At 59.4% G+C, this 22,193-nt stretch carries 19 protein-coding genes and 1 pseudogene; 3 read left to right on the forward strand and 17 right to left on the reverse strand.

The genetic code is table 11. The features are described 5' to 3' along the window. Nucleotides 1-108: 108 nt before the first annotated feature. Nucleotides 109-1,056, reverse strand: coding sequence for a sugar phosphate nucleotidyltransferase (locus tag ACVWZ1_RS12250; protein WP_457466867.1), 948 nt, complete (start codon nucleotides 1,054-1,056; stop codon nucleotides 109-111). A 428-nt stretch (nucleotides 1,057-1,484) separates the two neighbouring features. Between ACVWZ1_RS12250 and ACVWZ1_RS12255 the strand changes: the two genes are divergently transcribed. From ACVWZ1_RS12255 to ACVWZ1_RS12265, 3 genes are all read left to right on the forward strand, one after another. Beyond that, complete coding sequence (locus ACVWZ1_RS12255) at nucleotides 1,485-2,348, forward strand: ABC transporter substrate-binding protein (RefSeq protein ID WP_414330534.1); 864 nt, start codon at nucleotides 1,485-1,487, stop codon at nucleotides 2,346-2,348. Beyond that, entirely contained in the window at nucleotides 2,345-3,166 is an 822-nt protein-coding gene (locus ACVWZ1_RS12260) for an amino acid ABC transporter permease (RefSeq protein WP_457503518.1), read from the forward strand. The genes ACVWZ1_RS12255 and ACVWZ1_RS12260 overlap by 4 nt, the downstream gene beginning before the upstream one ends. Nucleotides 3,167-3,257: 91 nt before the next feature. Next, entirely contained in the window at nucleotides 3,258-4,181 is a 924-nt protein-coding gene (locus ACVWZ1_RS12265) for an NAD(+) kinase (RefSeq protein WP_414355837.1), read from the forward strand. Nucleotides 4,182-4,195: 14 nt separating this feature from the next. On the opposite strand, the gene ACVWZ1_RS12270 is transcribed toward ACVWZ1_RS12265, so the two are convergent. The 16 genes and pseudogenes from ACVWZ1_RS12270 to ACVWZ1_RS12345 all read right to left on the reverse strand — a co-directional run. Next, nucleotides 4,196-5,335, reverse strand: a complete 1,140-nt coding sequence (locus ACVWZ1_RS12270) for a glucose-6-phosphate dehydrogenase assembly protein OpcA (RefSeq protein ID WP_457503520.1) — start codon at nucleotides 5,333-5,335, stop codon at nucleotides 4,196-4,198. 130 nt (nucleotides 5,336-5,465) lie between these two features. Continuing rightward, nucleotides 5,466-7,064 (reverse strand): glucose-6-phosphate isomerase, encoded by a 1,599-nt coding sequence (locus ACVWZ1_RS12275; RefSeq protein WP_414418660.1) that lies wholly within the window; start codon nucleotides 7,062-7,064, stop codon nucleotides 5,466-5,468. Nucleotides 7,065-7,110: 46 nt separating this feature from the next. After that, nucleotides 7,111-7,617: a 2-amino-4-hydroxy-6-hydroxymethyldihydropteridine diphosphokinase gene (gene folK, locus ACVWZ1_RS12280; RefSeq protein ID WP_414355834.1), complete on the reverse strand. Its 507-nt coding sequence runs from the start codon at nucleotides 7,615-7,617 to the stop codon at nucleotides 7,111-7,113. Beyond that, the gene (folB, locus tag ACVWZ1_RS12285) at nucleotides 7,614-7,997 is read right to left on the reverse strand and encodes a dihydroneopterin aldolase (protein WP_457503521.1); all 384 of its coding nucleotides are present in this window, start codon (nucleotides 7,995-7,997) and stop codon (nucleotides 7,614-7,616) included. The genes folK and folB overlap by 4 nt, the downstream gene beginning before the upstream one ends. Then, nucleotides 7,984-8,886, reverse strand: coding sequence for a dihydropteroate synthase (gene folP / locus ACVWZ1_RS12290; RefSeq protein ID WP_457503522.1), 903 nt, complete (start codon nucleotides 8,884-8,886; stop codon nucleotides 7,984-7,986). The genes folB and folP overlap by 14 nt, the downstream gene beginning before the upstream one ends. A 524-nt stretch (nucleotides 8,887-9,410) precedes the next feature. Then, nucleotides 9,411-10,502: a redox-regulated ATPase YchF gene (gene ychF, locus ACVWZ1_RS12295; protein WP_011434459.1), complete on the reverse strand. Its 1,092-nt coding sequence runs from the start codon at nucleotides 10,500-10,502 to the stop codon at nucleotides 9,411-9,413. A gap of 258 nt (nucleotides 10,503-10,760) precedes the next feature. After that, complete coding sequence (gene rlmD / locus ACVWZ1_RS12300; RefSeq protein ID WP_457503524.1) at nucleotides 10,761-12,155, reverse strand: 23S rRNA (uracil(1939)-C(5))-methyltransferase RlmD; 1,395 nt, start codon at nucleotides 12,153-12,155, stop codon at nucleotides 10,761-10,763. 153 nt (nucleotides 12,156-12,308) lie between these two features. Further along, the gene (locus ACVWZ1_RS12305; RefSeq protein WP_414409370.1) at nucleotides 12,309-13,496 is read right to left on the reverse strand and encodes a GNAT family N-acetyltransferase; all 1,188 of its coding nucleotides are present in this window, start codon (nucleotides 13,494-13,496) and stop codon (nucleotides 12,309-12,311) included. Beyond that, nucleotides 13,481-13,669 carry a hypothetical protein gene (locus ACVWZ1_RS12310; RefSeq protein ID WP_414355828.1) on the reverse strand — a complete coding sequence of 63 codons (189 nt, stop codon included), beginning with the start codon at nucleotides 13,667-13,669 and terminating at the stop codon, nucleotides 13,481-13,483. Before ACVWZ1_RS12310 ends, ACVWZ1_RS12305 begins: the two co-directional genes overlap by 16 nt. 68 nt (nucleotides 13,670-13,737) lie before the next feature. Continuing rightward, on the reverse strand, nucleotides 13,738-14,796 hold the full coding sequence (locus tag ACVWZ1_RS12315; RefSeq protein ID WP_414329283.1) for an ATP-grasp domain-containing protein: 1,059 nt from the start codon (nucleotides 14,794-14,796) through the stop codon (nucleotides 13,738-13,740). A gap of 39 nt (nucleotides 14,797-14,835) precedes the next feature. Then, nucleotides 14,836-15,567 carry an alpha/beta hydrolase-fold protein gene (locus ACVWZ1_RS12320; protein WP_414409371.1) on the reverse strand — a complete coding sequence of 244 codons (732 nt, stop codon included), beginning with the start codon at nucleotides 15,565-15,567 and terminating at the stop codon, nucleotides 14,836-14,838. A 128-nt stretch (nucleotides 15,568-15,695) separates the two neighbouring features. After that, nucleotides 15,696-16,349, reverse strand: coding sequence for an LON peptidase substrate-binding domain-containing protein (locus ACVWZ1_RS12325; protein ID WP_414355826.1), 654 nt, complete (start codon nucleotides 16,347-16,349; stop codon nucleotides 15,696-15,698). Between the two features lie 128 nt (nucleotides 16,350-16,477). Beyond that, nucleotides 16,478-18,019: a UDP-N-acetylmuramoyl-L-alanyl-D-glutamate--2,6-diaminopimelate ligase gene (locus ACVWZ1_RS12330; RefSeq protein WP_457466875.1), complete on the reverse strand. Its 1,542-nt coding sequence runs from the start codon at nucleotides 18,017-18,019 to the stop codon at nucleotides 16,478-16,480. A 60-nt stretch (nucleotides 18,020-18,079) separates the two neighbouring features. Continuing rightward, the gene (locus ACVWZ1_RS12335) at nucleotides 18,080-19,843 is read right to left on the reverse strand and encodes an ABC transporter ATP-binding protein (RefSeq protein WP_457466876.1); all 1,764 of its coding nucleotides are present in this window, start codon (nucleotides 19,841-19,843) and stop codon (nucleotides 18,080-18,082) included. Between the two features lie 59 nt (nucleotides 19,844-19,902). Beyond that, entirely contained in the window at nucleotides 19,903-21,081 is a 1,179-nt protein-coding gene (locus tag ACVWZ1_RS12340; protein ID WP_457503527.1) for a 1-deoxy-D-xylulose-5-phosphate reductoisomerase, read from the reverse strand. 383 nt (nucleotides 21,082-21,464) lie between these two features. After that, nucleotides 21,465-22,193: pseudogene (locus ACVWZ1_RS12345) on the reverse strand (RNA-guided endonuclease InsQ/TnpB family protein); the annotation flags it as partial.

Consider the following 22,193-nt stretch of genomic DNA (forward strand, 5'->3'; position numbering starts at 1 on the left):
CTTATCCCATCGAGAGAATCGACAAGTGCGGGGAGTCCATGTATCCCGACGCTGATGCTTTGCATACAGCGCGGGACTTATAGCTCCCCGCGCCCGTCCTTTGTTAACCTACACTACCAGGACTCTCGGCCCGTAGGCTCCCGGCTGCAGGGATCCATTCACCCAACTGTGGCTGCCGAGGATGGTGCCTGCCGGAATCTGAGCTTGGGATCCCAAACGGGTGTGGGCGCCGATGTAGCAGGGGGCGTGCAGTTGAGCGCTGGGATGGATCTCAGCCGTTTTGTGCACCCATATCCCCGGCGCCTGTTGCTGCACATTTTCTAAGGGAAAATCCGTCATTCGGCCCAGAAGAATGTCCAGTTGGCCGTGGTAGTAGCTGGCCGGCGTGCCCAGATCCCGCCAGTAGCCTGCGTGGAGATAAGCTTGCATCCGTTGCCCTTGCCTGAGCAAATCGGGGAAGATACGCCGCTCAAAGCTGAGGGGATCCCCACTGGGGTAGTCTTTAAAAATGGCCGGATCCAAGACATAGGTGCCGGCGTTGATCGTGTCGGTGGTGAGGGTGAGGGCTTCTGCAGGGGTGGGTTTTTCCCGAAAAGATTGGATCTGGCCCCCTTCCCCAACTTCCACCAGGCCATAGGCGGTGATATCTTCCACGCGGGCGAGGGTGAGGGTGGCAATGGCCTTGCTCTGCACATGACATTGCATCAACGCCTGCAAATCCAGATCCGTGAGGATGTCGGCATTGAAAACCACCAAGGGATCCCCGGTGAAATAGGGCTGAGCCAGCACCAAAGCTCCTGCCGTATCCAAAGGCGTCTCTTCAGGAATGTAGCGGAGCTTCACCCCCAAAGCAGCGCCATCTCCCAGAGCAGCCTCAATTTGTTGGCCCAGATAACCCACGCTGAGCAAAATATCTGTCAGGCCGGCTCGGCGGCAGCGCCCGATCAGCCACTCCAAAAAGGGCACATCCAAAAGGGGCAACAAAGGCTTGGGTTGCAAAAAGGTAAAGGGCCGTAAACGAGTTCCTTTCCCACCCGCCAAGATTACCGCTTGCATAACCACCCTCAACCCCGTTCTCTTCCAAAGATATTGACATCCTCTCCGCCCAATTGCTAAGGGGGATCCATTGGGTCGAGCCAAATGTTTTCTGCTACCCAGAACGTCGATTCTCCGTTGCCCACAGAGGGATACGGATTGCCCCCCCGGGCAGCACAGCACGAGTCTTGATCGCAAGTCTCAGGGGATGCCTTTCTGGAGGAGATATTTCAATCTCAATTGGGATTCATAAGCTCAATCCTGAGACAGTTGATTTGCCTTTTTTAGAGCATGTTTGGAGAATTGCGACCCGCTCGCCCCAGTCGGGAATAGCCACCCAAAGCGGCAGTGTCAGGTGATACTACCTTGCAACGGGAATTGTGACAGCCTTGGATAGCTTGGATGGATTCCAATGGGTTTGCCCTTCACCTTCATCTGAGGTTTTGCCGATGTCTGTTTCTCGACGCCGATCCCTACAAGCCCTTTGCTTGACCCTGGCCGGATGCTGGGCTCTAGGCACACACCAGGGATCCCTGCTGGCCCAAGGTAGCGATTTGTTGGCTCAAGTTCAAGAGCGGGGGGTGCTCCGGATTTCCACCGACTCCAATTACCGGCCTCAGAGCTACCTCAATCCCGACGGCAGTTGGGAAGGATTTGACGTGGATGTGGCGCGCGAGATCGCCAAGCGCTTGGGGGTAAAGGCTGAGTTTTTGGATATCAACTTTGATGTCATCACCGCCGGATCTTGGAATGGCCGCTGGGATGTCAATGTCGGCTCCATGACCGTAACTGCCGAACGCCAGAAAGCTCTGCTGTTTACCATTCCCTACTACTACACCCCCGCCAGCTTCGTGGTCCACCAAGCCTCGACCCTGACCGATATCGCCGCTTTGGAAGGAAAGCGAGTTGGGGTGGGCACCGCCACCACCTACCAAGCTTACCTGGAGGGCAACCTCACTCTGGAAGGAGAGACCATCCAAGTTCCGGCCCCGCGGGTGGACATTCGCATCTACGACACCGATAGCCTGGCTCTGCAGGATTTGGCACTGGGGGATGGCACCCGCCTGGATGCAGTCTTGACAGCTTTGCCGACGGCTGAAAACGCCATTCGGGAAGGACTGCCCCTGAAAACTCTGGGGGATCCGGTCTACTATGAAGCCTTGGCTGTGGCCTTGGATCGCTCCAGCCCTGCCCCTTCCGAGAGCTTGCAAGCCAAAATTAACGAAATCTTAGAATCCATGCATGCGGACGGCACGCTAACAGCCCTCTCGAAGCGGTATTACGGCATTGATCTGACGAAAAAAGCTGAGTGAGCAAAGACTCTATCCCACTGGAGCGGCCCATTTACCCACCGCCCCGGATTCGAAAAGGGATCCCGTTCCCGGTGGCCCAGGGGTTGTGGTTGGTTTTGTGGCTGCTGTTGTTGGTGTTCACCTTCAGCGGGGTACAGTTGGAGTTGGCCGGGATCCCCATCCGTACCTTGCGTCTCAACGGCAACTTTGTGCGCGAGTGGTGGTGGTTCATCTCGCAAGGGGTGGGCACTACTTTTCAACTGTCCTTGGTCTCCATCCTCTGTGCCACCACCTTGGCCTTTTTGTCGGCACTGGCGGGCCTCTCCCAGATTGCCCCTCTGAGCAGCCTCTCCGCTCTGTATGTCTCGCTGATGCGGGGCACACCTCTATTTCTGCAGTTTTTGTTCATCTACCAGGCTTTGCCGCAACTGGGCCTGGTGTTCGGCTCGTTTACTTCGGCGGTGCTGGCCTTGAGCCTGAACTATGGCGCCTACATGAGCGAGATCTTCCGGGCCGGGATCCAAGCCATTCCCATTGGGCAGCGGGAAGCTGCCTATGCCCTGGGGCTTAAGCCCTGGCAAACCCTGTGGTGCATTGTTCTGCCGCAAGCTTTCCGAATTGTCCTACCCGACATTGGCAATCAATTCATCGCCATGCAGAAAGACACTGCCCTGGCCAGCGCCATTGCTTTGCAGGAGTTGATGGGCCGGGCTCGACAGGCGGGTTTGCCGCGCCAACATTTTTTTGAGGCTTTGGTGGTGGCAGCGCTGTGGTACTGGCTGCTGACGTTGATCTTGTCGTTTTTCCAGGGGCGCTTGGAACGGTACTTGGCCCGCTAGAGGAGCGCAGAAATTGGGGAATGGATCACCTGGCCAGCAGAAGGGCCTGCAGAACTGATAGAGTTTTGGCACCTCTGCCTTCCCATTGCCCATGACCAAGCCCAAAGCCGGGATCCTCTACAACGACGCCAAACCCGCCGCCAAACGCAGCAGCGAAACCCTAGCCCGCTGGTTTCAGGAGCAGGGCTGGGAAGTCTGTGTGGCCCCCAACTGGGGCGGTATCCTCGGCTATGCCAAGCCCGACAGCCCCATCTGCCTGACCAGAGTAGATAGCCTGGCCCCGGCTGGATTTGATCAAACCATGAAGTTTGCAGTGGTGTTGGGGGGAGATGGCACCGTCTTGGCAGCAGCGCGGCAACTGGCCCCCAAAGGGATCCCCCTGTTGGCGGTGAACACGGGCCACCTGGGCTTTCTGACGGAGACCTACCTTTCTCATCTAGAGGAGGCAGCCAGCGCCGCCATTGCCGGGGAATACACCCTGGATCGCCGCAGCATGTTGCTGGTGCAAGCCTACCGAGGGCAGGAATTGCGCTGGGAGGTCTTGAGCTTAAACGAGATGGTGCTGCACCGCGAGCCTTTGACCAGCATGTGCCATTTCGAGATCACCATCGGGGATCACTCACCTCTGGATGTGGCTGCCGACGGAGTGATTTTGGCTACTCCCACCGGCTCGACGGCTTATGCCCTCTCGGCGGGTGGGCCGGTGATCACACCGGGGGTGCCGGTTTTGCAGTTGATCCCCATCTGCCCCCATTCCATGGCCTCGCGGGCCTTGGTCTTTCCCGATTCGGAGGAGGTGTGGATTAGCCCCGTTACCCCTCAGCCGCTGGTTTTGGTGGTGGATGGGAATGCCGGCTGCTATATCATGCCGGAAGACCAGATTCGGGTGGTACGTGCCCCCTATTGGACGGATTTGATGCGCCTGCGCCGACCGGAATTTTTCCGCGTTATGCGCGAGAAATTGGGGTGGGGACTGCCCCATGCTTCCAAGCCCACGTCGGTGGAGCTGCCTTGAAACAGAAGCGGATCTCAGCTTTTGCCCAGCTTCAGCATCTGATCCACCACCCCTAGGGTTTCTTCGTAGAGGTAGTCGGGACCAAGCCGCTGCAACTCGGCAGCCAGCAGGGTGTCGAGGGAGTCCTGCTCCAGGGGAGCCACCTGGCGAATCACGCACCTCTGAGCGCCCCCCATGGCTTCCATGCGCATACACCCTGTGATTTCGGAGCACAGCACAGTACAGGCGTCGGCTTCTTGGTTGCTGGAGGTGAGGCGCAGCCCGATGAGATCCCCCGGCTGGCTGATTTCCGAGGCCAAGGGCACAGCGGCCAGTTCTGCCATCACCTCGCCGCCCATTTGGGTTTGAAAGCGGATGCGGTCAATCTTGTAATCGTGTTCTTGAGCCTGAACCCGCTCTGTGGGAGTCCATCCCAGGCGACCGGCCAGCCAGCCCAGGAAAAGGAACGCCTGGCAGGGATTGCCGGCTTTGTAGTCGAGGTTCACGCGATCTACGAGGTATAGGGACTCCCGCCGGTCGGGAGGGTCAAAGGCTTGGGCGGTGAGTTCCTGCCAGGGCAGCAGCCGCCGCCAGTTGAGATCCCCACAGTGGCGCCCCTCACCCACCAAGAGGTGGATTTCCTGCAGATCTTCTTCTGGATTGACAAAGCCCCGTGAATCGACGATGACCCGGTTGCTCAGAGCCACCAATTTTTGAAACAGCAAGCTGTTCAAATCCAGATCCCCTTGCCACCACAAAAAGGTGGGCAAGTTGGGGATCAGGAGCGAGGCAACGGTGCTGCAGGCCCGCACAAAGGCCGATTCGGGCGCTTTCAGGGTGATGTATTCGCAACAGACCAACGAGCTGCGCTGCTCGCGGGTCACCGGACAGTAGGCGGCCACCTGGGCCTCGATGGCGTCGTCTGCAGATCCCTCCCGTTTGGCTCGCAGGTCAATGACGCGACAGGGGTTTTGGGTGGCGATGGCCTCGACGGTGGGGGAAGGCAGCAACAGCGCATCGTCCAGAGATTCGTACACCACCAGGGTAAAGGTGGCAGCGCGGGCGGCAACGCTCTCTCCTTTGGAAGACCAGATCTTGTTCAGCTCCTGCTCAATATCTTCGATGGAGACATCTTTCGGAGTCTGTAAGGGCAGGACGGCAGCAGATTGATCCATAGTCTCCTCCTGGAGTGGACTCTTGCTCGATTCTAGGCAGGGGGGTCGGCTGGCCGGGAAGGGCTTAAGGCGAGGTACAGATTGACCAACTCAAGCCTGCTCTCCACACCCAATCCAGGAAATCAGAGGATCAAGCGGGCCGGGGCTGGATGTTCAGCTCCAGGGGGCAGGCGGGATCCCCTGTCAACAGGACTCCGCGGCCATTGGCGTGTAGGTGCCGCACAATCCAGTACAGGGTTTCTATGCGCTCCGGGCAGCCCAGTTTCTCTGCCAGTTGGGGCAAAGTCAGGGATCCCTGGTGCTCCTGCACCGTCTCTAGCAATCGCCGTTGCAGCTCCAAGACAGCGCTGGCGGCTTTCTTGCCTGCTTCCACCCCCGGTTGATGGTAAGCGTTGATCTGGATTAGGGAGGCGTAGAGGCCCACGGCTCGCTCGTAGAGGGCAATCAAGGCCCCCACCGAGCGGGCATCCACCCGTGGCAGCGTTACGGTAATGGAGTCGCGACCGTTTTCGTAGAGGGCCTGGCGGGTGCCCTGCAGCAGGCCGTTCAGGTAGTCGCCACTGGTCACCTGCGGCTCCACGAAGGGGGAAGGGATCCCAGGCTCCCGATCCTGAAGCACCTCGATGAAGGTGACAAAGAAGTTGTTCAAGCCATCCCGCAACTGCTGGACGTAGGCATGTTGGTCGGTGGTGCCCTTGTTGCCGTAAACGGCGATGCCCTGCTCCACACGGTTGCCGTTTAGATCGTGGGATTTGCCCAGGGATTCCATCACCAACTGTTGTAAGTAACGGCTAAACAGCAGCAGGCGATCCTTGTAGGGCAAAACCACCATGTCCTTGCGCCCTTGCCCTTGACCGACGATGTACCAGGCCATGGCCAGCAGAGCGGCGGGATTGCGCTCCAGGTGGGGCAGGCGGGTGGCCTCATCCATGGTGGCTGCCCCGGCCAGCAAAGCCCGGATATCAATGCCCTGCAACGCTGCCGGCAACAGGCCCACCGGGGACGTTTCGGAGGTGCGCCCCCCCACCCAGTCGAAGATGGGGAAGACCTCCAACCACCCCTCCTGCCGCGCCTGCTGCTCCAATTGGCTGCCGGGGCCGGTGATGGCCACCGCATGGGCAGAAAAAGGGATCCCGGCTTTTTGGTAGGCCAGCTTCACCTCCACCAAGCCATTGCGGGGCTCTGGGGTGCCGCCGGATTTGGAGGTGGTGATCACCAGGGTTTGCCCCAGTTGGTCTGCCAGCCGCCCCAGCACCCGGTCAAACCCGTCGGGATCCGTGTTGTCGATGAAGTGGATGTTCAGGGGGGGGTGCAGCGGAGCCAGGGCCTCCGCCACAAATTGCGGCCCCAGAGCTGAGCCGCCAATGCCGATGCAGAGCAGCTCGGTGAACCGTCCCCCCCCGCTGGCCGGGATGGTTCCGCGATGGATCTTTTCGGCAAAGGTTTCCACTCGCTCAATGGAATCCTGAATGGCCTGCCGGATTTCAGGGGTGGGAGCCAGCTCGGGCGCCCGCAGCCAATAGTGGCCCACCTGGCGGCCTTCGTCGGGGTTGGCAATGGCTCCTGCCTCCAAAGCCTGCATATCGGCAAAAGCCTGGGCAAAGCGAGGCCGTAGCGCTTCCACCTGAGGGGGAGTGAAACGGATGCGGCTGATATCGACGAAAATCTCCAGGCCGGGATGGTAGTAAAGCCAATCGCAGTAGCGCTGCCAGAGTTGGAGGCTGTCCATGGGATCCCTTTTGCCGAAATCCCTAACCAGCTTACCAAACTCTTTCTTACTCCCAGCCGAGGGTTGTGCGCTCCAGCCAGGACTGATCCAAACTGATGAGTGCCTCTTTGACCCCCACACCGGTCTCAGGGTGACGCCAGTCGGGAGCGATCTCCCCCAAGGGAGCTAAGACAAAAGCACGTTCCATCATGCGGGGGTGGGGCAATGTCAGCTCAGGGCTGTTCAGGATGCGGCTGCCCATGGCCAGCAGATCCAAATCCAGGGTTCTGGCCTCCCAGCGGATGCGCCGCACCCGTCCTGCCTCCTGCTCGATGGCCAGCAGCGCCCCGAGCAACTCCAGGGGAGACCGGTAGGGGGGGAAGGGATCCAAGGCCACCACTGCATTGAGGTAATCAGGCTGTCCGGGTGGCCCCCCTTGGGCTGGGCTGCGGTAGAGACTGGAACAGGCCACCACCTCTCCCAACCGGCGCAACTTCTGCACAGCCAAGCGCAACTGCTGCAGCGGATCCCCCAGGTTGCTTCCCAGGGCAACATAGGCCAGGTCACGATTCATGAGGCTTCCGCCCTGCTTACGGCTCGCCGGCGGTCGACCTCGACGTAAACATCCTCGAACAGCCCCGGCAGGGGAGCTTGGGGCTTGTGAACCCGCACGGTCAGGGCCTCCAGTTGGGGATAGCTCTGCCACAGCCGCTCTGCAATCTGGTCTGCCAAGGTCTCGACCAAGCGGTAGCGTTGGCCGGTCACCTCCTGCCGCACCCTCTCGTACACCTGGGCGTAGTCCACCGTGCGCGAGAGGTCATCTTGGATCTCGGCTAGGGAAAGCCGCATCTCCACGTCCACCACAAAACGCCCACCCAAAACTGCTTCCTCCGGGCAGTGGCCGTGATAGGCATGAAAGACGAGGCCCTGCAGCACCAGCCTACCCTGCATCATGGTGCAGAGCTTCCCAAGTGGCGAGGGCGGAAACATGAGCTGGCACGTTATGAACCCGTACCAGGGCAGCTCCCCGGCTGGCCGCAAACAGGTGGACGGCCACGCTGGCGCTGTCTCGCTCGCTGGGCACGGCAATGCCGGAAAGCTTGCCCACAAAACTTTTGCGGGAGGCCCCCACCAAAACTGGGTAGCCGTAGGCCACCAGCCGCGGTAGGGCTTTAAGCAGAGTTACATTCTGCTCAGCAGTTTTGGCAAAGCCCAAGCCCGGATCCAAAACAACGCTGGGCACGCCCGCTGCCAGGGCCCGCTCTGCCTGTTCCCTGAGAAAACCGAAAACCTCCCCCTCCAGGTCAGCATAGTCGGTCTGCTGCTGCATGGTGCGCGGCTCTCCCCGCATGTGCATGATCACCGCCGGCACCCCCTTTTCGGCACAGACCTGTATCATTTGGGGATCCCGCAGCCCGCTGACATCGTTGATGATGTGCGCCCCGGCAGCCAAAGCCGCAGCCGCCACCTCCGTTCTGCGCGTATCGACGCTGATGGGGATCCCGGATCCTTCCAGGGCCCGGATCACGGGCAAGACTCGGTCGCATTCCACCTCCACCGATACCGGCTCCGCTCCCGGACGGGTGGACTCGCCGCCAATATCCACGATCAAGGCCCCTGCCGCTGCCATGGCTTTGGCTGCCTGCACAGCCGCTTCTGCAGATCCCCACAGGCCGCCATCGCTGAAGCTGTCGGGGGTAACGTTGAGCACCCCCATCACCGCAACCCCGCGCCACGAGAGGCGATAGCCTTCCGCCGCCTTTTCGGCCCTGGGCAGGGGACGCCGAGAGGTCAAGCTGGTAACACTTCTAACCTTCAGAAGATGATCCTGCGCAAAGAGCATGCTGGTTTGTGCTGCTGGGGCAAGGAAAGAGTCTCCCGCAGCTCAGGATACTATGGCCCAGGCCCCACGCATGGCTGAAATCCAGTGAAATGCTTCGGCGTCTCCGGCTTGCAGAATGCAACCTGGGGAAGAGCCTCCGCCAACTCAGACGCTGGGGTTGGCCTGAGTCGGCAGAGGAACTCATCCCACTCTAGAACATGATGTCGTCTTCGGAACGACCCCAGATGTACCAAATGATAGAGGCAAAGATTGCCATGTAAACCCAGGCCATCGGGCCGTATTGCAGCAGATCCATCAATACATCCCTAAAACATTTGTTTATCTAGTCCAATTATTGTGATGTTTCGTTACAGCGTCAACAGTTCTCTCAGGAAAAGGCTGCTTCTCAGACCCAACTGGAGCTAAGGCGCCAAGCTGGGATCCCTTGTCCAGGGCGGGTTAAGTCTTTTTGCCTAAAGACAGGGAGCAAGTCTTCAGTTTCTGAGAAAACCCAGCTTGCCTGAGAGATGCAGGAGGATAGGGAACTAGACATTGAAGCGGAAGTGCATCACGTCCCCTTCCTGGACGACGTAGTCTTTGCCTTCGCTGCGCAGCAGGCCCTTTTCTTTGGCGGCATTCAGGGATCCCGCCGCCACCAGATCGGCATAGGCCACCGTCTCGGCCCGGATGAAGCCCCGCTCAAAATCGGAGTGGATCACCCCGGCTGCCTGAGGAGCTGTAGCTCCGACGGGGATCGTCCAAGCGCGGGTTTCTTTGGGGCCAGAGGTAAAGTAGGTGCGCAAGCCCAACAGCTCGTAGGTAGCCCGGATTAGGGATTTCAGCCCGCCTTCTTTCACCCCCAACGAATCCAGATAGGCCTGTCGCTCGTCGGGGGGTAGCTCCACCAGTTCCGCCTCCACCTGAGCTGAGACCACCACCACCCCTGCCCCTTCCGCCTCGGCAAATTGCCGCACCTGCTCCACCCAGGCATTGCCGCTGGCCAAATCCGTTTCCGCCACATTGGCGGCGTAGATGACTTTTTTGCGGGTGAGCAGCCCCAACCCTTTGATCAACTGCTCTTCTTCTGGGCTGAGGGGTACCAGGCGAGCCGGCTTGCCCTCGTCCAAGGCAGCCTGTAATTGTTCCAGAGCCTGCAACTCCAGTTGGGCGGTTTTGTCGGACTTGGCCTGCTTGCGCACCCGCTCTATGCGCCGCTCGATCTGGGCCAAATCCGCCAAGGCTAGCTCCAAGTTGATCACCCCGATATCCCGCAAGGGATCCACCGAACCCGCCACATGCACAATGTTCTCGTCTTGGAAGCAGCGCACCACATGCACCACGGCGTCCACCTGGCGAATGTGGGAGAGAAACTGGTTGCCCAGACCCTCCCCCTTGCTGGCTCCAGCCACCAGCCCGGCAATATCCACAAACTCGATTTGGCTGGGGATGATCTCGGCAGAACCGCTGATCTTGGCCAGCACCTGTAGGCGCTCATCGGGCACTGCCACCCGCCCCACATTCGGCTCAATGGTGCAGAAGGGAAAGTTGGCCGCCTCGGCTTTGGCGTTTTCACAGAGGGCGTTGAACAAAGTGGATTTGCCTACGTTGGGCAGGCCGACAATTCCAGCTCTTAACATCCAGATCTCGGAGAAAAAGCCAAAAACCAGGGTAACGGGATCCCTTGCCCAGCGGAAAGATCCCTACTCTGACGTTAGCATTTGCCGCCCCTTTCCCAACCGGTGGATCCGCTCCCAAGCGCTCCGCGCCGCCAACGCGACCACCCCTGGCCCCTCTCTCAAGGGAAGAAAGGAAATAGGCGAAACGACTGTATCTTTTGCTCCGCTGCACAGTGCTGGGCGACTGAGGTCTTGCCAAGGTGCGTGATCCTTTCCAATTCAAACTCGCTCCAGAAAGGCCACCCCCTCCACGTGCCCGGTTTGGGGAAAGAAGTCAGCCGCCCGCCATTGGGTGAGGCGATAGGAGCCCTCTGCCAATAAGACCTGTAAGTCTCGCGCCAAAGTGGCAGGGTGACAGCTAATGTAAACGATGCGCGGTGGTCGCCGCAGCTTTAAGGTCTCGAGCACTTGGCGGTCGCAGCCGCGCCGCGGCGGATCCAGCACCACAATGTCGGCAGGGGGCAGGGTTGGCAAAACCTGTTCCACCGTGCCCTGGAAAAATTGGGCCGAAGCGATACCGTTGAACTGGGCATTGTAGCGGGCTTGGGCCACTGCTTCCGGCAAGGCTTCCACCCCCACCACCCGTTTCGCCCGTTGGGCCAGCAGCAAGGTTAAGGTGCCGATGCCACAGTAGGCATCCAGGATGGTCTCTTCTCCCCGCAGGTTTAGTTGGTCGGCTATCCAGGTGAAAAAGGCTTCTGCTTGCTCTGTGTTGACCTGGAAGAAAGAGGTGCTGTCGATCCAGAGGGAAAAACCGGCAAATTCCTCCCGCAGAGCCCCTCGACCGGCAATGACCTCAGTCTCCGGGCCGAAGATGGCATTGGTACGAGCCGAGTTGAGATTGAGACAGACCCCCACCAGGTCGGGGTAGCGCTGCATCCAGCGTTCGGCCCAGCTTTCCAGATGGGGCAGGCGACGACTGCAACTGACCAAGGTAAGAAGCACCTCGCGGGTGCGGCGACCGATGCGCAAACCCAAGTGGCGGAGATGACCTTGGTGACGACTTTCGTCATACACACTCCAGCCCGTTTCTTGAAGATCGCGCTTGATTTCCCTCAGGAACACGTCCAGCCGCTCATCTTGCACGGGGCATTGGTTGAGGTTCACCAAGCGGTGGCTGCCCCGTTGGTAGTAGCCCATGCGCAAGGGCTGGCCCTCCGGTTTGGTTATGGGGTAGGTGACCTTGTTGCGATAGCGCAGCGGCTGCCGGGATCCCAAAATGGGGACAGGCTGCGGCAGAGTCAGACCGCCAATCCGCTCCAGCGCATCTCTGAGAATTTGCTGCTTGGTGGCCAACTGCTGGCCATAGCTGACGTGTTGCCATTGGCAGCCACCACATTTGTCCGCCACGATGCAGGCCGGTCGCACCCGTTCGGGAGAGGGAGAAACCAGCGACCGAATTCTCCCGACCAAGTAGTTGCGCTTGATCTCGGTTATTTGGGCCACCACCTGATCCCCGGGCACCGCCTGGGACACAAACACCACTCGCCCTTGTCCAAGTCCTGCCGTGTGGGCAATGCCATCTCCTTGGGGGGTCAGGGCCGTGATCTCCAACATCAAAAGATCCCCAGGTTTGACGGGATCAGGAAGGACGGAAGGGATCGGATGTTCCATTAAGCCGTTTCGCCGAAATTCGAAGTAACTACAACCATAGGTCAGGTCTGTGTTGGCTGGAGTCAGTATTGCCGAAAAAAGCTGTAGCAGGGCAAAAAGCATGTCAGCCGCCAACTGCTGACAGGGATTGAAAACCCGATCCAATGAAGTGGTTCACTCCTTGGTCAAAGCAGATAGAGAAGGCAAAACATCTTCTCGAAAAGGAACCTCGTTTTGATTCACATTCTCCAGCTCGGCCAACATGAGAGGGTTAACCCGGTTCAGGTAGGGCACCAAAACCTGTTGCAGCCTTCGGCTATAGAAGCGGTGGTAGCTGTACACAGGCGTGGCCGGAAATCCCCGTCGGATCTTATGGGATCCCCCTGCGCCGGGATCAAAGTTGCGGATCCCTTCCCGGATGGCGAGGGCAATGGGCTCGTAATAGCAAACGTTAAAGTGCAAAAACTTCACCTCCTCCCGACAACCCCAGTAGCGCCCGAAGAGGCGATCCCCCTTACGAATACAAAAAGACATCCCCACAATTTCTGCATCCCGCTCCCCGGCCACCAGCACCACCCGCTCCCGATAGTCGGGATAGAGAGACTCGAAAAAGCGGCGATTGAGATATTTGCTCCAGTTCCAAAATTGGGCACAGGTGTTGCTGTAAAAGTCGTACATCAGAGACAACAGGCGCGGCGTGATCTCCTCTCCTGTGTAAATCTTGAGTTCTAGGCCGCTTTTTTCCATTGCAGCCCGCTCTCGCTTGATGTTGCGCCGCTGGTTGGCATTGAACTGGCTCAAAAAGTCTTCGTAAGAGCGGTAGCCGGGGTTGTGCCACTGGTAGTTGTGGGTGATCCGGGGCGTAAATCCATCCGACTCCAATTGAGTCCGCCAGTCCAGATCCACATAAAGCAAGCTAAATACCGAAATATCTTTTTCTTGGCAAAACCGATCAATGGCTGCCAGCATCAATGGCCACACCTCCGCTTCCGAACGCTCAGGATGAACGAGAATGCGATAGCCCGTAGCCGGAGTAAAGGGGGCCATGCCGATTAACTTCGGGTAGTAGCGTTCCCCCAGTTGGCCGGCAACTGCAGCCCATTCTTGGTCGAAGACAAACTCCCCTTGACTGTGGCTTTTCAAATACAAGGGGGCAGCAGCAATCAACTGGCCGTCTGCCTCCACCAACAAGTGACAGGGCAGCCACCCCGTCTTGCGGCTGGCACAACCTGAGCTTTCTAGGCTGTGCAACCATTCGTATTCCAAAAAAGGAGAGGTGCGCTCCGTTTGCAAAGCGTGCCAGGCCACTGCCGGGATCTCGCGAATATCGTGGCACCAGCGCCATTTCAAGCCGGTTGACATTTGCCTGCTCGGATCAGACCAACCCGCCGTGCAATTGCCTCAGCTTGGCTGGGAAAAGGCCCCCAATGCTCTTGCCGACTCAAGAGGGGATCCCCCGCCGCCAAATGCAGCACCTGGCAGGATCCCTGCGCCTGCTTGATCACGTACCACCCTGAAACGGGGTCGGAAACCACGCTGCTGCTCCTTTGCCCGTCCACAACTTCTCCGGCGGAAAACCACACTTTTGGGTTCTGGTTTGATTTTAATCGGGATCCCTGGGCTCGTAGTAACGGTTGGCCAATTCCAAAGCCATCTGAAACTTCTGCTCGCGGGTGAGATCGGCCCGTCGGGCAATGTGGGCAAAGCGGTTGATATCTGGGGGCAGGAAGTCGAAAGGACGCTGTTCCCGCACGATGTCCAAGACCAAATCGCAAAGGGCCTGCTGGTAATCGTTGTAGAAGATCTCTCCCAAAGCCTTGAGCCGCCCATCGGGCACCGGATTGTTAAAGTCGATGGCCTGCAGCTCTCCCTGCTCGTCGATGAATAGCTCCACCGAGTTCATTTCATAGCCCAAAACTCGATTGATAATCCGACAGGTATTGATGACTTTCTGGCCCATTTCCGGGGTAAGAAATTCTGGATCAAACAGATATTCGCTGGCATCGAACTTGCGAAAGATATACTTGATCGGAATGATCTTTCGGCCAATGCAGAGGGCGCGAATCTGCCAAGGGTAAGGGGTTTTGACCTTCTCTTGGATCATCATCACCTGAGATCCAGAGCGGTCGTAAAAATAGAGGAGCTGCTCCATGTTGTGGGCTATTTCTACTCCAATGGCCTCTCGCCCCTCCGCCGGCTTGATCACCATTGGCCAGCCCAGGTCTTCTGCCATCCCCTGCCAATCGAAAAACTTATGATACTTAAAGTCCTCTGCTTTCAATGCAGGGGCTTCTTTAGGGGGCAGAATGTAAGTTTTGGGGATGGAGATCCCCAGCTCTTTGACCACCATGTAGGCAGCATCTTTGTTGCGCAGGTAGTAATAAAAGCTAAAGGGGTTGTTGATGAGGTAAACCCCCCGAAAGGCAAAGCCCATGAATAGGCCGATGGCTTGGGGGTAAAGGTAGCTGAAGCGATCCAGGATCAAGCGATACTTGGTGCGGTAATCCAGGTTCACCTCATGAATGGTGACATGTTCGGCCCGGATCTTGTAAGTTTGGCCGTTGCGAGCTTGAACAGGGGGAAGTGCGTTGAGGCGAGCCAGAGTATCGTCCCCGAAAGGCTCGCTGAAGTGCAGGCTGCCAACCCAATAGTCTTCAATCATCAAAGCTCTCTCGTCAAAAGCTATTCCCTGCAAGGGATCCTACGCGAAGGCGCGGATTTGCGCTTGCCAAGTGGGCCAATCGTGATTCCCCTCCCATACCTCCAGTTGATGGGGGATGTTGTTGCGGCTAAGCACTTCCGCCAGACGCAGGTTGTCGCTGAGGCAGTGGTCGTGGCGAGCGGTGAGCAGCTTCAGCTCGGTGTTGCGCCCGCCCAAGTGATCCCAGAGTTGCCGGCTCATGTTGGACATATAGGCCAGCGGGTTGATGAAATACAGCTCCTGCTCTGCCCGTTGGGGATCCCAGCCGGTGATGGAGCCGAGAGCCGCCACATCGTAGGGCCCCCCCAGGGCCAAGCAACGGCGCACCAAGCCGGGGTGCCGACAGGTGAGGTTGACCGCATGGGTAGCCCCCAGGGAAAAACCGGCCACTACCAAAAACTCATTTTGCGCTTCCGCTTTGGCATAGGGGATCAGCTCTTCTACCCAGTGCTGCTCCAACAACAGCCAACGATCCCGACGTTGGGGCAAGTCCAGCTCGCGGTTGAAAAAGGTCTCCCAATCCAGGGTTTCCACGCAAAAAGCCTGCAAATAGCCCTGTTCCAGATGATGGCTGAGGCTGGCGATAATGCCGCGATCTTCCAAGTCGAAAAAACGCCCGTTGCTGGTGGGCAGACAGATCAGCGGGTAGCCGTGATGCCCGAAGTGGAGCATCTCCATTTCCCGGCCCAGGATCTGAGAGGGAAAGCGCAAGTAGCGGCGAGGGTAGGGCATGAAAAATGGGAAGGTATACCCAACTTTCTCTTCTGCAGGGAGCCGAGAAGGCCGAATTGTCCCCTCTGGAAGAACCCACAAGAGCTACCCGAACAGATGGGAGCAAATCTGATCGGTTAACGGGAACCTCAGGAAATTTCCGTGAACAGATCCTTGAGGGCTGTGCGGGCGGCCAAGTGCTTGCGGGTGGACTCAAGAATTTCGGCTTCCCGGCGCAGCCGGCTTTCGGTACTGACCATTTCCAGCAGAGCTTGCTGCTCTTGGGGGGCTCCATGAAAGTGGCTGGCCACCCAGTAGGACAATTCTATGGGAGTGGTGGGGAGCTGCTCCGGCAACTCTGCATCCCGCTCCATCAGCTTGCCCGAGAGACGCACCACATCCTGAAGGAGAGTGGTAACCTGGCGCACCCAGCCCTGCAGGTCATCGGAAGGGGTGGTCGGCTCATCCTCAATCCATTCCACCAGCCCCACCCGGAAGGGTTTTTCCCGCACGTAATCCAAGACGCGGAAGCGCTGCTGCCCCAAGGTCAAAATGTCCATACGGTCATCCGGCAAGCGCTGCACCTGCAACACCTCAGCACAACACCCTACCCGCACTGGGGATCCCGTCTGGGGATTGAACATCAGCACCCCAAAGCGGCGATCCGTCTCCAGGATGGTGTTGATCATCATGCGGTAGCGGTACTCGAATATGTGCAGCGGCAGAGGGCGGCCCGGAAACAGTACCACCTCCGGCAAGGGAAACAGGGGTAGCTCGCGAACATCCACGGAAGAAGAAGGCATAGGGCTTGTGCTTCTCGTTGTACTGAGTCTAGCCCATCTTTAGGTAGCCCATGTGGGCAACTGTAAGCCTTTTGACTTGCTGTTGGCAATCCTCACCCCCAGCCCCTCTTCCGAAGAGAGAGAGGAGTTTATCGGGAGGGGCTATGGCTGTTCAGGCGCAGGGCCAGGGCGGCACGGGCTTCTTCCCGGTCGTCGAAGTGAACCTTCTCGGTGCCCAGGATTTGGTAGTCTTCGTGGCCTTTGCCGGCGATCACCACTGTATCCCCTGGCCGCGCTTCGAGGATGGCCAGGCGAATGGCCTGCCGCCGATCCACCTCCACCGCCCTGGGGGATCCAGGGATCCCGGCCAGAATATCCCGCAGGATCTGCTGGGGATCTTCGGTGCGGGGGTTGTCGGAAGTAACAATCACCTGATCTGCCCAGGTGGCGGCAATGCGTCCCATCTGCGGTCGTTTGCCCCGATCCCGATCCCCCCCACAGCCAAAGACACAGATAAGCTGACCTTGCACCTGGGAGCGCAGGGCCTTGAGCAGGTTTTCCAGCCCGTCGGGGGTGTGGGCATAGTCCACAATCACCGCGATATCCTGCCCCGGCAGGGTCACCCGCTCCACCCGCCCCGGCACCCCTGGAAAATGGGGCAGAGCCGACTGGATGGTCTCCACCGGTATCCCCAAGTGCAGCGCCACCCCCACCGCCGCCAGCAAGTTGGCCAGGTTGAAGGATCCCACCAGGGGGGCCTCCACGGCAAACGTGCCCGCAGGGGTGTGCAGGGTCGCGCTCAGGCCGGTGGGGCGCAGTTGAACTTGGCCGGGCCAGAGGCCGGGGATCCCCTGCAGGGGCTGCAGAGAATAGGCCCAGGGATCCAAAGAGGGTTGGATGGCCTGCAAAAGCCGCCGTCCCCCGGCATCGTCGGCGTTGATCACCGCCCGCCCTTGGAGATATTCCTGTCGGAAGAGGGTGGCCTTGGCCTGCCAGTAGTTCTCCAGCGTCTGGTGAAAGTCCAGGTGATCCTGGGTGAGGTTGGTCCAGACGGCAGCGGCAAAGGAACACCCCCACACCCGATCTTGAGCGAGAGCATGGGAGCTCACCTCCATCACCGCCACCTCCGCCCCGGCTCTCTGGGCTTCCCTGAGGCTGCGCTGCAGTTCAGGCGGAAAAAGGGTGGTGTGGGGAGCAACTTCGCTGTGGCCCGGCCAGCGGTTGTACAGAGTGCCCAGCAAAGCGGTGGAGCGACCGGCAGCCTGCACCAAATGTTCAATGAGATGGGTGGTGGTGGTTTTGCCGTTGGTGCCCGTTACCCCCACCAAGGTCAGTTGACGGGCGGGAAAACCATAGAAAGCCGCCGCCACCTGGGCCACGGCCTTGGGGAGAGCCTCGCGCGGCATAAGCAGGATAGGCTGCTGCAACAGCAACTCCTGAGAAGACAAGCTCTCCCACGCCTCCTGGGAGATCAGGGCGGCCACCGCCCCTGCCGCCAGGGCCTGGGCCACGAAGCAACCCCCATCCACGCGGGATCCCGGCATCCCCAGAAAGAGATCCCCGGCCTGCACCTGGCGGGAGTCGGCACACAGGCCCCAGACCTGCACCCCCTCCAAGGATCCCTGGGCCAATCGGGGCTGGATCCCGGCTTGGTGGAGCAATTTGGACAAAGTGATCCCAGCAGTTTCCATCGTTGCCACTCCCCACAGCTTTGCCGGTTAGGGTAGCGGCCAGGGATTGCCGCCGTCAAATTAGGCCAGGGCTTCCTCCAGCTTTTGCTTGGCCCACAGAGAAGCGTAGAGGCCCTTCTCGTCCGCCAGCAATTCGGCATGGGATCCCTTCTGCACGAGGCGGCCCCTGTCCATCACCCAAATCTGATCGGCTTCCACCGCAGCCGTAAGGCGATGGGTGATGAGAATCACCGTTTTCTGGGCCGTGACCCGACGCAGATGGCGAAGAATGGCCTGAGCCGTCTGATTGTCCACGCTGGAGAGAGAGTCATCCAGGATCAAGATGGGAGCATCCACCAGCAAAGCCCGGGCCAAGGCCACCCGCTGTCGCTGGCCACCGGAGAGGGTAATGCCCCGCTCTCCCACCAGAGTGTCGTAGCCCTTGGGAAAGTTGAGGATCTCGGCGTGGATGTGGGCGGCTTTGGCAGCCCATTCCACCTCCCAATCTTCGGCATCCGGCTTGCCGTAGCGAATGTTATCCCGGACCGTGGCGCTGAACAGGAAGCTCTCCTGGGGCACATAGGCAATGGCCCGCCGCAGGGATCCCAGTTGCAGACGGGTGATATCCCGCCCATCCAAAAACAGTTGCCCCGGCTGGATCTCCAGCAGCCGAGGAAGGGCATTGGCCAGAGTGGACTTGCCCGCCCCAATCGGCCCCACCACCGCCACCATCTGGCCCGGTTCTATGCAAAAGTGCAAATCCTCTAGAGCCGGAGCTGCCGCAGGGCCGGCGAAGGCAAACGCGAGACCTCTGGCCTCGAGGCGACCCTGCACCCTCTCCAGAGGCAACGGCAAAGCGCCTGGGGCGTCTCGGATGGTGGGTTCTACCCCCAACAGAGCATCGATCCGCTCCAAGCTGACCTGCCCCCGCTGGTAGGCCGTGATGGTGAAGCCCAGCAGGGCGGTGGGAAATACCAACCGTTCCACGTAGAGGGTGAGGGCCGAAAAATCCCCGATGGTCAGCGTCCCTGCCGCAATCTGCGGCCCCCCCACCGCCAGCAGTAGCAACAAACTGAGGCTGACCAGCGCCACCAAAGAGGGGAAGAGCAAGTTGCGGGTGAGGGCTAAGCGTAAATTGGCCTGCAGCAGCCGCTGGTTCTGGCGGCGAAACCCCTGCTGCTCGTGCTGTTCTTGGCCGTATACCTTGATGACGGTGATGCCGTTCAGATCTTCTTGGATGAGATCGCTCAGATTTGCCAACTCCTGCTGCACCTGGAGCTGCTCCTGCTGCAGGCGGGCACTGCTCAGCTTGACCAAGACCAACATCACCGGAAACACCGATAGGGCCAGTGCGCTGAGGCGGGGCTCAATGCCAAACATGGCGGGCAAGGTGGTGGCATAGGCAAAGATCGTGTTGGCCAAACTGAGTAGGGCAAAGCCCAACAGGCGGCGGATGTTTTCCACATCGCTGGTGATGCGGGTGAGAATGTCCCCGATGGTCTGCTGGGCAAAGTAGGAAGGCTGCAGGGTGAGCAAATGCTCGAAGATGGCTTGCTTGAGGTGAAACTCCACCTGCCGTCCCACCCCAAACATCCACACCCGCGAGGCAATGCGAATGCCCATCATCAGGCTGGAGACGACCAGCACCGTCAAGGCGTAAAGGGCAATGCGCCGGGCCGACAAAGTGGCCAGGTTCTGGCTGAGGTCATCGATGACCAGCTTGACGTACCAGGGCAGGAACACCCCCAGGCCATTGACCAGGAGCAGGGATCCAATGCCCAACCCCACCTGTCGTCGATAGGGGCGCAGATAATGGGCCAATTGTCGGAGATGGGATCCGGTCACTCACTTGCTCCCTGCATCCTCTTCCACTCTAGCGTTCAGCCGGATCCCCCCGGTAGGGATCAGGCCAGAACCTGAGCCGGGGCTTGCTGGGCCAGTTGCGCCGTTTCCCGCCGTGCCCAGGCATCTGCCTGCAAAATGTCCTCCAGGCTGGGATCGGCAATGACTTGATGCCGCTCACAAACCCGCTCCAAGAGACGGGGAATATCCAAAAAACGGATGCGCTCCTGCAAGAACAGGGCTACCGCCACTTCATTGGCTGCATTCAACACTGCCGGCAGCGTCCCCCCCCTCCGCCCGGCGGCATAGGCCAACTCCATGCAAGGATACTTGCGGTGATCCGGGGCCTTAAAGGTGAGGGATCCCAGCTTGACCAAATCGAGGGGATCCCAGGGGGTGGCCAGGCGTTCCGGCCAACTGAGGCCGTAGAGGATGGGCAGGTGCATGTCCGGCCAGCCCAACTGGGCCAGAACCGAGGTATCGGCCAGCTCGATCAGGGAGTGGACAATGCTCTGCGGGTGGATGAGGATGTCGATGTGGTCGTAGTCCAGGCCGAAGAGCCAGTGGGCCTCGATCACCTCCAGGCCCTTGTTCATTAGGGTAGCCGAGTCGATGGTGATTTTGCGCCCCATCACCCAATTGGGATGCTTGAGGGCATCGGCCAGGGTGACCTGATCCAATTTTTCGGCAGGCCAATCCCGAAAGGCGCCACCCGAGGCAGTCAACAGGATTCTTCGCAGGGATCCCGCGGGCACCCCCTGTAAACACTGGAAAATGGCCGAATGCTCAGAGTCGACGGGGATCAGGTTCACCCCGTACTGCCGCACCAAGGGCAGCACCACCGGCCCCCCTGCCACCAGGGTTTCTTTGTTGGCCAGGGCAATGTCTTTGCCGGCACGGATGGCCGCCAGGGTTGGCAACAAACCGGCGCAGCCGACGATCCCCGTCACCACCCGCTGGGCCGCCGGGTGAGCCGCCACCTGACACAGCCCCTCCGTTCCGGCCACCAACTCCGGCAGCGGTCGGATCCCCGTCAGCAGCGACCGCAGCTCCGGCAGCAGCTCCTCCCGGCCAATGGCAACCATCTGGGGCCGAAACCGCCGCACCTGCTCGGCCAAGAGGGCAACGTTGCTGTAGCTGGTCAGGCCAACAACCTGAAAACGCTCTGGATACTGGGCCACCAAGTCCAGAGTTTGGGTGCCAATCGAGCCGGTGGAGCCGAGCAAGGTGATGGCTTGCATAAAGGATCCCTTTACCCCTGAAAGAGCGTGACGTCCTCCCAACGCAGACTTCCCCTCGCGCAACTTGCCCAAGGACTCCGTCCCGCTATTGCGAACGGCCCCACCTCGCGTTCGGGGATCCCTGCCTCACGCCCCTTCATCTTATTCTTATCTGGCTCTCAACTGGAATCTGTGGGCTCCCTCCGATCCCCGACAGCGGGATCCCTGAGCGGCTGTGGGGTCCGCGATGCCCCCCTTCCCTGATGTTCAGACCTTTCCCGACTGAGAACGCAGCCACTGGCTGAGCAGCGCCTCGATCAGCTCCGAAAGATCTTGATCCGACTCCAACAGGATGCGCTTCACGGCTCGGTGAGTCTCTTTGGGGATTTGACATACTCCCCTGCCTAAAGGCAGGGGATTCTGGTTCCTGGTTCTGCGACAGCACTTACCGTGTCAGGTTGCCCCTCCACGACAGCGGTGCTCATCGCGGCAGCGGGCCGTAGGCCTTTCTCCCCAGGCGTTCCCCCTTTCGGGGCGGTTCCCTTTTGCCCAAAGGTACCGTTGTTCCACTCCCCACCCAACAACTCCAACCCTTTGCGCAGGATGTTGATGGCCGCATTCTCATCTCGGTCAATCACCACCCCACACCGCGGGCAGCGGTGAGTGCGAGTGGACAGCGTCTTCTTCACCCGATGGCCACAATGAGAACAGTCCTGCGAGGTGTACTCCGGCGGCACTGCCACCACCACCTTGTTCAAGACCTTCCCGTAGTAGTCGAGCCACCCGGTGAATAAACTCCAACTCGCGTCGTGAATAGTGCTCCGCACCGCTTACGCGAGCGACTTGGCCAAGTGGTGATTCCGCACCAAGTTCCGCACCTGCAAGTCCTCGTACACCACGACATCGTTAGATGCCACCACGCACCGGGCCAGCTTCACAGCCCAGTCTCTACGCTGGCGTTGAACCTTCAGGTGTACCTTGCCCAGTCGCTTCCTCTGCTTGTGGTAGTTCTTGGATTGAGGTTTGGCCCCCTTCTTAAACTTTCTGCTCAGTCTCCTCTGGTGTTGCTTCAACCTCCTTTCAGCACGACGCAAGAATTTGGGGCACTCTACCTTGTTTCCGTGGCTGTCGGT

It is taken from the genome of Thermostichus sp. MS-CIW-25, from assembly GCF_054060015.1.

What these genes read in the sequence shown, in the direction of transcription:
- ACVWZ1_RS12325 (WP_414355826.1), bottom strand. Translation starts at nt 16,349, where the DNA reads ATGCCTTCTTCTTCCGTGGATGTTCGCGAGCTACCCCTGTTTCCCTTG.
- ACVWZ1_RS12275 (WP_414418660.1), bottom strand. Translation starts at nt 7,064, where the DNA reads ATGGACAGCCTCCAACTCTGGCAGCGCTACTGCGATTGGCTTTACTAC.
- folP (WP_457503522.1), bottom strand. Translation starts at nt 8,886, where the DNA reads ATGCTCTTTGCGCAGGATCATCTTCTGAAGGTTAGAAGTGTTACCAGC.
- ACVWZ1_RS12305 (WP_414409370.1), bottom strand. Translation starts at nt 13,496, where the DNA reads ATGTCAACCGGCTTGAAATGGCGCTGGTGCCACGATATTCGCGAGATC.
- ACVWZ1_RS12330 (WP_457466875.1), bottom strand. Translation starts at nt 18,019, where the DNA reads ATGGAAACTGCTGGGATCACTTTGTCCAAATTGCTCCACCAAGCCGGG.
- ACVWZ1_RS12265 (WP_414355837.1), top strand. Translation starts at nt 3,258, where the DNA reads ATGACCAAGCCCAAAGCCGGGATCCTCTACAACGACGCCAAACCCGCC.
- folK (WP_414355834.1), bottom strand. Translation starts at nt 7,617, where the DNA reads ATGAATCGTGACCTGGCCTATGTTGCCCTGGGAAGCAACCTGGGGGAT.
- ACVWZ1_RS12315 (WP_414329283.1), bottom strand. Translation starts at nt 14,796, where the DNA reads ATGATTGAAGACTATTGGGTTGGCAGCCTGCACTTCAGCGAGCCTTTC.
- folB (WP_457503521.1), bottom strand. Translation starts at nt 7,997, where the DNA reads ATGATGCAGGGTAGGCTGGTGCTGCAGGGCCTCGTCTTTCATGCCTAT.
- ACVWZ1_RS12250 (WP_457466867.1), bottom strand. Translation starts at nt 1,056, where the DNA reads ATGCAAGCGGTAATCTTGGCGGGTGGGAAAGGAACTCGTTTACGGCCC.
- rlmD (WP_457503524.1), bottom strand. Translation starts at nt 12,155, where the DNA reads ATGGAACATCCGATCCCTTCCGTCCTTCCTGATCCCGTCAAACCTGGG.
- ACVWZ1_RS12320 (WP_414409371.1), bottom strand. Translation starts at nt 15,567, where the DNA reads ATGCCCTACCCTCGCCGCTACTTGCGCTTTCCCTCTCAGATCCTGGGC.
- ACVWZ1_RS12340 (WP_457503527.1), bottom strand. Translation starts at nt 21,081, where the DNA reads ATGCAAGCCATCACCTTGCTCGGCTCCACCGGCTCGATTGGCACCCAA.
- ACVWZ1_RS12255 (WP_414330534.1), top strand. Translation starts at nt 1,485, where the DNA reads ATGTCTGTTTCTCGACGCCGATCCCTACAAGCCCTTTGCTTGACCCTG.
- ACVWZ1_RS12270 (WP_457503520.1), bottom strand. Translation starts at nt 5,335, where the DNA reads ATGGATCAATCTGCTGCCGTCCTGCCCTTACAGACTCCGAAAGATGTC.
- ychF (WP_011434459.1), bottom strand. Translation starts at nt 10,502, where the DNA reads ATGTTAAGAGCTGGAATTGTCGGCCTGCCCAACGTAGGCAAATCCACT.